We start from the raw sequence: 10,000 nt of genomic DNA, 5'->3' as shown, positions 1-10,000 counted from the left end.
GTGAGGCGCATTGACTTGAATGCGAGGTTGCAACTGCAATTCCGCTGCGCAAAGCCATTCGCTAAACAGCAGAGGAGCGATAAACATGACGTATTTAACGAGCGAAAAGCGCATGGTCGAGCTATATTCCTGGTAAGAAATCGAGCGATATGGCCTGAGTGACCGATGAAAAACACCGAATAAAAAAGACTTTCCATAGCATAGCGGAAAAAAGATATTAGATACGCGTCAGCTCATGTTGTCTTTACATTACAACATTTCAGCTGACTATTATTTCTGACTAGAATAATCAAAGCGCCAGGCGGCGTCCTGGATAGCAGTGTTTTCCTGCTTTATAGCTTGATAACTGAGCGGAGGATGAGGGAAGGGAAGGCAACCAAGACCTGGCTGGTAGGAAATGTCTTGTTAACAGGCGAAACTACTTTCATCAAATTGACCGCACGTTCGTTTCGTGCCGACACCGTTCAGAGGCAAATTATGTCACTTTTTGACCATAAAAAGATCCGCATTGCACTGCTTGATGATCATCCCATTACCCGACGCTCATTAGAAGTGGTGGCGGCCTCTGAACCCGACATCGAGGTGGTGGGCAGTTTTGGCCACAGTCGTGAATTAAACGCTTTCTTACGCAACGAATCGGTGGATGTACTGGTCCTGGATTACATTTTGAATCCGGATGAACTCGATGGCTTGTCATTGATAAAGCAATTAAAAGCACACTATCCTCAGTTGAAAATCCTGTTGGCTTCCTCGATTGAAAGTATCGCGGTGATCCGTGCGGCCTTTATGGCAGGCGTAAAAGGTTATATTGGCAAGCGTGAAGAGGCACCGGTTTACTTCAACGCAATTCGTACTGTTGCCAACGGACAGCGTTTTATGCCGGTGGATATTTCAACAGCAATGGCCATGGTTCCAACCCGGAAACGTGACGAAGGATTGTTAGATGGCGACGAGCAGGTGGAAGGTCGTAAGGCACCTATTTCAGAGCTGAGTAATTTGTTAACGCAGCGTGAGGCAGAAGTAATTCGCTGTTTCCTGGATGGTATGGAAATCATTGAGATTGCCGCCAAACTAAAACGCAGTCGCAAAACTATCAGCGGCCATAAACAGACCGGTATGAAGAAATTAGGATTAAGCTCAGACCTTGAGTTATTTAAATACCGCGATGATTTGTTCCGTTAATAGTAATGAATAAAAAAGGCCTGTCATTTATCGACAGGCCTTTTTTTTAATTGAGCATATTGTCCATCTCAATTATGTCCGTACCCATGATTGGCGAGATCTCGGTTAACACCGTTGGCGCGAGATCATTGGAATCTTCGGCAGAGTGATTCCACATTTGTGGTTGTGTAGCGTCTGCAAGGGTTTCCATATCGAATTCCATAGCCGGTTCGGATTGGATGGTTGAGGATAGGGCAAACAGTTCAGGTTCAGTACTATTGAGCACCATCGCAACGTTCAGCGATGTTCCCAGGGTTTGTTGTGGCTCATGTGAAATGGCGGCAATCTGGTTTAATCCAAACACCGCTTCCGGCGCCATCGCTGCCAAATCAAAAGGTATTTCCTGATGAGCTGGCGTTGGCGTAGCAGGCTCATCAATGAAATCATCCAGTCCGATATCTTGTTTGAGAGAAGCAACATCAAGCAGAATGATAGGCATGCCCGCTTGGTCTGCATGGCTGGCAAACAGTGCCTTTAACTCGACATGGCGTGAAGATTCGATTTCCGGCTTAAAAGCCGCAGTGGCGACTGAAGACGGCGCATCAATCGTTGTCGGCGAAGGAGGCAAGGGCTCGATTACTTGTGCATTGAATTCTGTCACCGGAATATCTGAGGAACTGGCTGTGAGCTCAGCATGAATCTGGGGGGGGATTATCGATTCTTGCAGTACAGGTTGAGAGAAATCATTGGCAAAATCGACAATATGTAGCGTTTGAGCACAGCCACTGAGATGGTGACGCAGATGATATTGTGCACCGTGGCGCTCTTTGGCCTCATTCGCGTCTAGCGAATCTATCGAACTGTGTTCAATTAGCTGGAATGAAACAGGTGAGTCGTCTTTCTCCCTATTCGGTGATGATTCGCTGCTGGTGGCTAGTGCGTGTTGGATTTGATGTATCATTTTTTTGCCTTCTGACGATAAATACAGGAAATCAATTCCCGCAAATATTGAAATTTGTACTCAAGATAAGTGCTGAGTCCGTCAGGCTCAGTCTCGGATGGCGGTTGTGGGCAACAATGAAATATAAAAACCCGCCAGTGAAGGCGGGTTAAATATTCACAATCAGTGGTTATCAAGATTCACTGTTACATTCTGCTGCACCAGCAGGTCTGCATCGAGGCCGGAGTGCTGGTAAACCTGATACTCAATACCGCCGATAGTGACGATGCCACTGTTATTCCAGTCACCGACGTCAGCACCGTCTGGCAGCATATCCGACAGATTCACCACATCACCGGCATCACCGGTGATCATCATCTGTTTCGCGCCGTCTGCTATGAACAGATCTTGCTGGCCCAATGCCAGAATATCGCCCAGCGAAATATTCAGCGTATTATTGCCGTGGTCCTCAAGTGAAACCTGATGAATTTCATGCGATCCGCCAATTAGTTTTGACAGATCCAGATGTGAATATTCATCGCTCAGGACTAGTGAATAATTATCCAGATGAAACTCATCTGTAACCTGGTTTATTGCTGCATTTGCAGTAATGCCACTACCCGAACCGCTAGCACGTAAAGAAAGGTTATCAATATCGAAGTCATTTCCAACTGAGTCATTATTAGCATTGACGATGGCGATGGTTACTGTGCCGCTGGTTTGTGCAACAAACTCACCGCTAACAGTGCTGCTTGATGTGGTAAGCGTTGTATAACCTGAACTAATGTTCAAGCCATCCACTTCAATCCCTAATTGTGCCGGAGATGGGGATGTTGTTGCGGTTCCCTCAAAACTAAACAGATAAGTTTGCCCCGCAATAACATCCACGGTTTTATAAATGACTTGCCCGGCAAAATCATAACCATTTGATGTTCCTGCATGGAATTTGCCCGTATTCCAGGAGGTAAGGCCATCTTTAAGATAATCGCCTGCAGCTTGCCAGCCCTGTGCGCCATCATCCAAATTCCAATGTGTGGTACTGACCTTATAATCGATGGATGCACTCGCCGGGCTGACGTTACCTGCATTATCAACAACCACCACATTCAGCTCATAATTTCCGTCAGGCAGTTTGGTATTACCGGTCCAACGCCAGCTCCCGTTTTTTTCCGCTATGACACTGCCGACTGCTTTGCCGTCAATCTGAATAATCACGGTCGTTCCAGGTTCAGCGCTGTTTGCAGCTCCGCTTAACGTTGGCGAGCCATCTTCTAAGCGGACACCGTTGGCGGCTTCAGGTGGAACGGTATCAATATTCAGATCGAAAATATCGCTACCGTTCTGCTGGTTACCGGCAGGGTCCACAACATCAAGACGTAATGACTGGGCACCCTCTTCGAAGGCTGGGTCTGGCGTAATCTCCCAATTGCCGTTTTCATCAACAATGGCGGAGCCTAGTCGGTTGCCGTTGTTATCGTCGACCAGATAGACGATGTCACCATGCGTCCCGGTTCCACGAAAGGTCGGCTGGTTATCGTTGCTATAACCATTGTCACTCAGCGTGGTGCCATCACCTTTACTCACGGTGCCAAAAGTAATGGCATCCGGTGGCGTGATATCGTAACCCACGCTGACCGTACCCGAGCTATCACTGATATTACCTGCTTTATCAACCACTTTACTGCGGAAGTTATATTCACGCTCATCAGTCATTGCATAGTTAAACTGCCAGTTGCCGGCGTCATCGACCACACTGCTACCCACGCAAACGTTGCCTTCATAAATCATCACCAGCATGCCCGGTGTTGCCTGGCCGTTCAGGATGATATCGGACTGATTTATTAGCGGGTCTGTCACTGCAGTCCCGTCTGGCAGCGAGATGCCCGGCGTTGTTGAGGCATCCGGTGGCGTAATGTCATAGCTGAACTCCATCGGTTCAGAAAGCCCACTGCTGTTTCCAGCCTGATCCCGCACCTCGGTGCGGAAGCTATAGGCACGTTCTTCGCTTATATCAGCTGGCAATTGCCAGTTGCCACTGTCATCCACACGGACCGAACCAACAACGTTATCGCCTTCCCACAAGTAGACGATGGTGCCTGCTTCGGCATTACCAGAGAAGATCAGCTCACTGGTATTAAAATCATCACCGCTTTCCAGCTCCCGGCCGTGGCCGTCGGTAATGTTAACCTCTGCCGCCTCCGGTGCGGTTACATCGACGTCAACATTAAAGCTGTCGGATTTCTCACTGACGTTGCCAGCGCGGTCTTCAATTTCGGTGCGGAACTGATGGCTGCCTTCCGGTAAGTCAGATATCGGGATTGACCAGCTCCCGTCTGGGCCCACGCGCACCGAACCAATCAACTCATCACCGTCGTACAGACGTACGATATCGCCTTCTTCGGCGGTGCCGCTGAAGATAATGTCGCGGGTATTAATGATATCGTCGGCGTTTAGCGGATTGCCTTGAGCGTCGGTCACGGAGACGTCTTCCATCGCCGGAGTTTCTGGCGCGGTGATATCAAAGTCAAAGTGGAAGTCATCAGAACGGCCCAGCTCCTCGCCTTCCGGCGTGGAGATGATAAAGCCGATATCATGCGGTCCTTCCTGATCGTCAGGCAACGGCAGCTCGTACTGCCACTTGCCGTTTTCATCAATCACCACGGTATCGACGACTTCGCCGTCGCGGACGATGGAGACGATATCGCCGGGCTTGCCGCTGCCGCCCATCTTCAGTGGGCCAGCGTTAAGCGCATCGCCCGACTGCAGCGGGTTGTCATGGCCGTCGCGGATGTAGCCAAAGGCTGGCACGTCAACCAATTGGTCATCAACAAACACCGGACCAACGTTAACCGGTAAACCTTTATTGCCCGCCGGATCAACCACGATCACCGAGAAGTTGTGCTCGCCGTTTTCCAACAGAGGCGAAGGGGTGAACGACCAACTGCCGTCAGGCCCGACCAGCGCGGTACCGATTAGCTCGCCGTTGTCGCGGATTTCTACCGTTGTGCCGGGTTCTGCCTTGCCGGAAAACACCGGGGCCCGGTCGTTGGTGGTCTCACCGGGCAAAAGCGGGCCGGTTGAGGCGCCAACGTTATCTGCGATAACCAGTTCGGTAACGCGAGCGGGTGCGGTGAGGTCGAGCTCAAAGCCGATACTGTCGGAGCGTTCGCTTTCAACGCCGTCACGGTTCATCTCGGAGAAGCTGATGTCATGGTCGCCGCCAGGTAGGTTGCTCTCTGGCTGCCACTGCCAGCGGCCGTCGTCGCCAATTACGGCGCTGCCAATCAATTGCCCGTTGTCATAGATACGGATGGTGTTGCCTGGCGTGCCGCTACCAGCGAATACCGGACGGGCATCATCGGTAACGCTGCCGTTGCCGATTGGGCCAGTCTGACTGCCGGCGCTATCGGTGATACTCAGGTCACTGAGATTGACCGGCTGCGGAGCCGGTGCAGGTGATGGTGTTGAGTCATCACCACCGCCGCCGCCGCCCGCTGCTGCGGCAATGCCGCCGATAGCCAGCAGACCGCCGATGGCACCTGCCACCAGCCAGCCGGTAGAGAGGCCGCCAGCTACTGCACCGGCTGAGGCTGAGAGCCCAGTGAGACCGGCGGTGGTCTGGCTGCCCATCAGCAGCGGCATGGTGCTGCCGTCGGCCATCATCTCGAAGGCTTCTGCATTGCCGCTTTCCGCGAGGAAGGTATGATATTGGCCGTCATTGCCCATGCCGGCCAGTTCGCCCGGATGATCATAATAGTCTTCGATAATCAGCTCAGGCTGGTCGTCGCCTTCGTTGAGAAACAGCTGCAGATTTTTACCGCTGCGTTTAATGATGATGTGTTCATTCACCGCACCATCTTTGCCGGTGGTAAACAGGTATTTGGCACCTTTAACCGCTTTGAGTCTGGCAGGCACAGCATTAGCCTGCAGCGGAAGTTCGACGCTGCGGGTGATATTTTTTCCTTCAACGATGATGACGTTAACAGGCGTAGTCATTTGTGACCTCATTAAATATAAAAAGAACTGACGGAGATGTGGGTAAATTCCCACAAATTAGCTGGCGGCAATTGTGCGTAAAATCTGAGGATAAAAAGCCAGGCTGGGTCTTGGATGGAAATATGAAGATGAAAATATGATGTGACGCTCATTCAATACGCGTTGATTTAAACGGGTTTACGTATAAACCTAATTTGAAATCAACCCGTTTACAGGAGTGCTTGTTTTGAAATTACGCCAATTAAAACAATAAATTATCGTTTATTGCGCAATGGCCGTGCCGAATGAAACTGTTTAGTAAATATTTCGATGCAACTCAGCAGTTGCGAACATGATAGGTATGCCCGAACTCAACCAAGACCGCGCTCGTATTTAACCTTAGGACTCGACTGTAAATTTTGACGTTATCTGGGCCAGGAACAATTCACCCAGGCATTCACCCGTTTTGACGGGATTGGGTTAAATACAGTGTAAAGGGTCTTTATGAGTCTCAATAACGTTAACGTTGCGATGGTGGAGAACAACACCATTGTTAAAACCGATGTACTGCGTGCTGAAAAAGCCGGGACAGCGGTAAAAATTAAAGCGGTCAAAGGTGCCAAATATATTCTTGCCGAGGGCGAGAAGGGCTATGCACCCGAAAATATTACCGTTAAACGTGTAGGTAAAGACCTGCATGTGATGCTGGAAGGCACTGACGAAAACCAACCCCAGTTGATCATTGAGGACTTCTTTACTAATCCGGGTGAGCTGGTGGGTAAAGCAGAAGATGGTCAATGGCACGAATTTATCTCGTCAGACGGTGACGGCGACCACGAAGCCGCGTTCCTGATGGATGGTGAATCCTCGGCATTGGTGCTGGGTGCGGGTGCGATTGGCGCACTTGATGGCCTGGCGGTGGCACCTTTTGCGCTTTCACCTGCGCTGATGGCGCTGGGTGCATTGGCAGGTATTCTGGCCGCTGCTGGCCTTGCAACCGCGATTGCGCACAACCGCGATAATGGCGGTGATCACGGTGGCAGCGATGGCGGAGACGGCGGTGGCGGCGGGATTGGTCCGGTTATTAAAGCACCTGTTTGGTCTGAAGTGGTTGATGATCATGGTGACTTCCAGGGACCGATCCAGAATGGCGGCCTGACCGATGACAACACGCCGACCTTCGGCGGTACCGGTACGCCGGGCAACACCATTATTATTCGCGACAAAGGCGAAGTGATTGGTTCAACTATCGTTGGTGAAGACGGTAGCTGGACATGGACGCCAGAAAACCCTCTGCCAGATGGTGAACATAACATCACCCCGGTAGAGCGTGATGAGCATGGCAACGAAAGTGTGCCTGGTGAAGAGTTTGTCGTCATCATTGACACCGATCCACCGGCTCGTCCAGAAATTGGCCAGGTCTTTGACGACGTTGAGCCGAAAATGGGTCCTGTCGCTAATGGCGGTTACACTAACGATGACACTCCAACGTTCAGTGGCGAAGGCCAGACGCCGGGCGACACCATCATCATCATTGATAATGGTAAAGAGATCGGTTCAGTTATTGTCGGTGAAGATGGTTCATGGTCATTCACCCCTGATGAGCCATTAAAAGATGGGGATCACAGCATTGAAGTCGTTGCCCGCGACCCCGCAGGTAACCGCTCTGAGCCCTCAGATCCTTGGTTAGTCATTGTTGATACTGAAATCCCGGGCAAACCTGGCACAGGCACCACGGGTGGCCTGGACGACATCATTGATGATGTTGGTCCTGTCACCGGCTCTATAGCTAAAGGCGGCGTCACTGATGACACTACGCCAACTCTTGAAGGCTCATATCAACGCCCGGGTACCATCGTTACCATCATCGACAACGGTGAGGTAATTGGTAGCACCGTGGCCGATGCCAATGGCGGCTGGCGTTTTACTCCAGCAGAATTGCCACAAGGCGATCATAACTTCTCAATCATTATTGAGACGCCAACCGGTTATGTCTCTCCAGAATCTGATCCATGGTTAGTCGTTATCGATTTGGACGCCCCTGAAGCGCCGGTGATTAAAGAAATCATCGACGATCAGGGCGCGGTCACCGGCCCGATCAACAACGGTGACGTCACCGACGACGCGCAGCCGAAAATCAGCGGTACTGCAGAAGCGGGCAGCACGGTCATCGTCTACGACAAGGGCGTGGAAATTGGCCGTGTTCAGGCGGATGACGAGGGTAACTGGTCATTTACCCCGGTTCCGCCATTGCAGAATGGCAACCATGAGATCAGCGCGAAGGCGCAGGATCTGGCTGGCAACATCGGCGAGGCATCCAACAGCATCGGCTTTGAGCTGATCGCCGGCGGCAACGCCACCGCGCCGTCTATCGTGGGCGCGTGGGACGACGTTGAAGCCTATATTGGCCTGCTGCAGAGCGGTGCGAAGACCAACGACGCGTCTCCTGAGCTGCGCGGCACCGCGCCGGCGGGCGACACCGTCACCATCATCATGGACGGCAAGGTGCAGGGCACCGTGATCGCCGACGGCCAGGGCAACTGGAGCTGGACGCCTGCCGCAGATATCCCGGACGGCACGCACAACTTCCGTGCGGAGACCCATGACGACGCGGGCAATCCGGCGGCGACCGGCAACTTCCAGCTGGTGATCGATACCGATGCGCCTGACGCGGCGACGGGCATCGTGGCCGACGACAACGTCGGTCCGGTCGTCGGCCCCATCGGCGACGGCGACACCACCGATGACAGCACCCCGACCATCGGCGGCGAAGGCGAGCCGGGCGGCACCGTGATCATTAAGGACGGCGACGACGTCATTGGTTCCACCATCGTTGGCGACGACGGCCACTGGGAGTTCACTCCGGAAACCCCGCTGCCGGACGGCGAGCACGACATCATCGTGGTGATCCGCGACGAGGCGGGCAACGAAAGCGCGCCGAGCGACCCGATCCATCTGATTGTGGACACCGGCGACGTGGTGATCAGCATTGACTACGCGTACGACGACGTGGAGGCCAATACCGGCAACCTGGCGTCGGGCAGCGTGACCAACGACGACACCCCGACGCTGCACGGTAAGGCGACGGCGAACAGCATCGTGACCATCATGAACGGCGACGTGGTTATCGGTAGCGTGAAGACCGACAGCTTCGGCCGCTGGTCGTTCACCACGCCAGCGCTGCAGGACGGTCACTACGGCTTCACCGCCACGGCGACCGACGCGAAGACCGGCGCAGTCAGCGCCCCGACCGCTGAGTTTGCGCTGGACATCGATACTCAGGCGCCGACCAAACCGGGTGAAGGCGGCACCGGCGGCGACGGCATCGGCGACATCATCGACGACGTGGGCCCGATCCGCGGCAGCGTGAAGCCGGGCGACGTGACCGACGACACCACGCCGACGCTGGAAGGCAGCGGCCTGCAGCCGGGCGACGTGGTCAGCATCATCGACAACGGTGAGGTGATCGGCAGCACGGTGGCGGACGAGAACGGCGGCTGGCAGTTCACCCCGAACCCGCCGCTGAACCAGGGCGAGCACGAGTTCACCATCATCGTGACCGACCCGGCGGGCAACCGCTCCGAGCCGTCCGATCCGTACCTGATCGTCGTGGATACTGATGCGCCGGTTGCGCCGGTGATTAAAGAAATCATCGACGATCAGGGCGCGGTCACCGGCCCGATCAACAACGGTGACGTCACCGACGACGCGCAGCCGAAAATCAGCGGCACCGCAGAAGTGGGCAGCACGGTCATCGTCTACGACAAGGGCGTGGAGATTGGCCGCGTTCAGGCGGATGACGCGGGTAACTGGGCGTTCACCCCGGTTCCGCCGCTGCTGAACGGCGACCATGAGATCAGCGCCAAGGCGCAGGATTTGGCTGGCAACATCGGCGAGGCGTCCAACAGCATCGGCTTTGAGCTG

General features: G+C 53.5%; 4 protein-coding genes. 2 read left to right on the top strand and 2 right to left on the bottom strand.

The window, feature by feature from the left end; genetic code table 11:
* Positions 1–402: 402 nt before the first annotated feature.
* Positions 403–1,182, top strand: coding sequence for a response regulator transcription factor (locus tag RTY00_RS07025; protein WP_312663925.1), 780 nt, complete (start codon positions 403–405; stop codon positions 1,180–1,182).
* Positions 1,183–1,228: 46 nt separating this feature from the next.
* On the opposite strand, the gene RTY00_RS07020 is transcribed toward RTY00_RS07025, so the two are convergent.
* Positions 1,229–2,122: a hypothetical protein gene (locus tag RTY00_RS07020; RefSeq protein ID WP_312663924.1), complete on the bottom strand. Its 894-nt coding sequence runs from the start codon at positions 2,120–2,122 to the stop codon at positions 1,229–1,231.
* A gap of 162 nt (positions 2,123–2,284) precedes the next feature.
* The gene (locus RTY00_RS07015; RefSeq protein WP_312663923.1) at positions 2,285–6,097 is read right to left on the bottom strand and encodes an Ig-like domain-containing protein; all 3,813 of its coding nucleotides are present in this window, start codon (positions 6,095–6,097) and stop codon (positions 2,285–2,287) included.
* 483 nt (positions 6,098–6,580) lie between these two features.
* Between RTY00_RS07015 and RTY00_RS07010 the strand changes: the two genes are divergently transcribed.
* Positions 6,581–10,000, top strand: a 3,420-nt coding sequence (locus RTY00_RS07010) for an Ig-like domain-containing protein (RefSeq protein ID WP_312663922.1), incomplete at its 3' end; no start/stop codon positions are given.

Source organism: Pantoea sp. CTOTU49201, assembly GCF_032054795.1.
Classification (GTDB): Bacteria; Pseudomonadota; Gammaproteobacteria; order Enterobacterales; family Enterobacteriaceae; genus Pantoea; species Pantoea symbiotica.
This window is presented reverse-complemented; position numbering and strand designations above follow the sequence as displayed.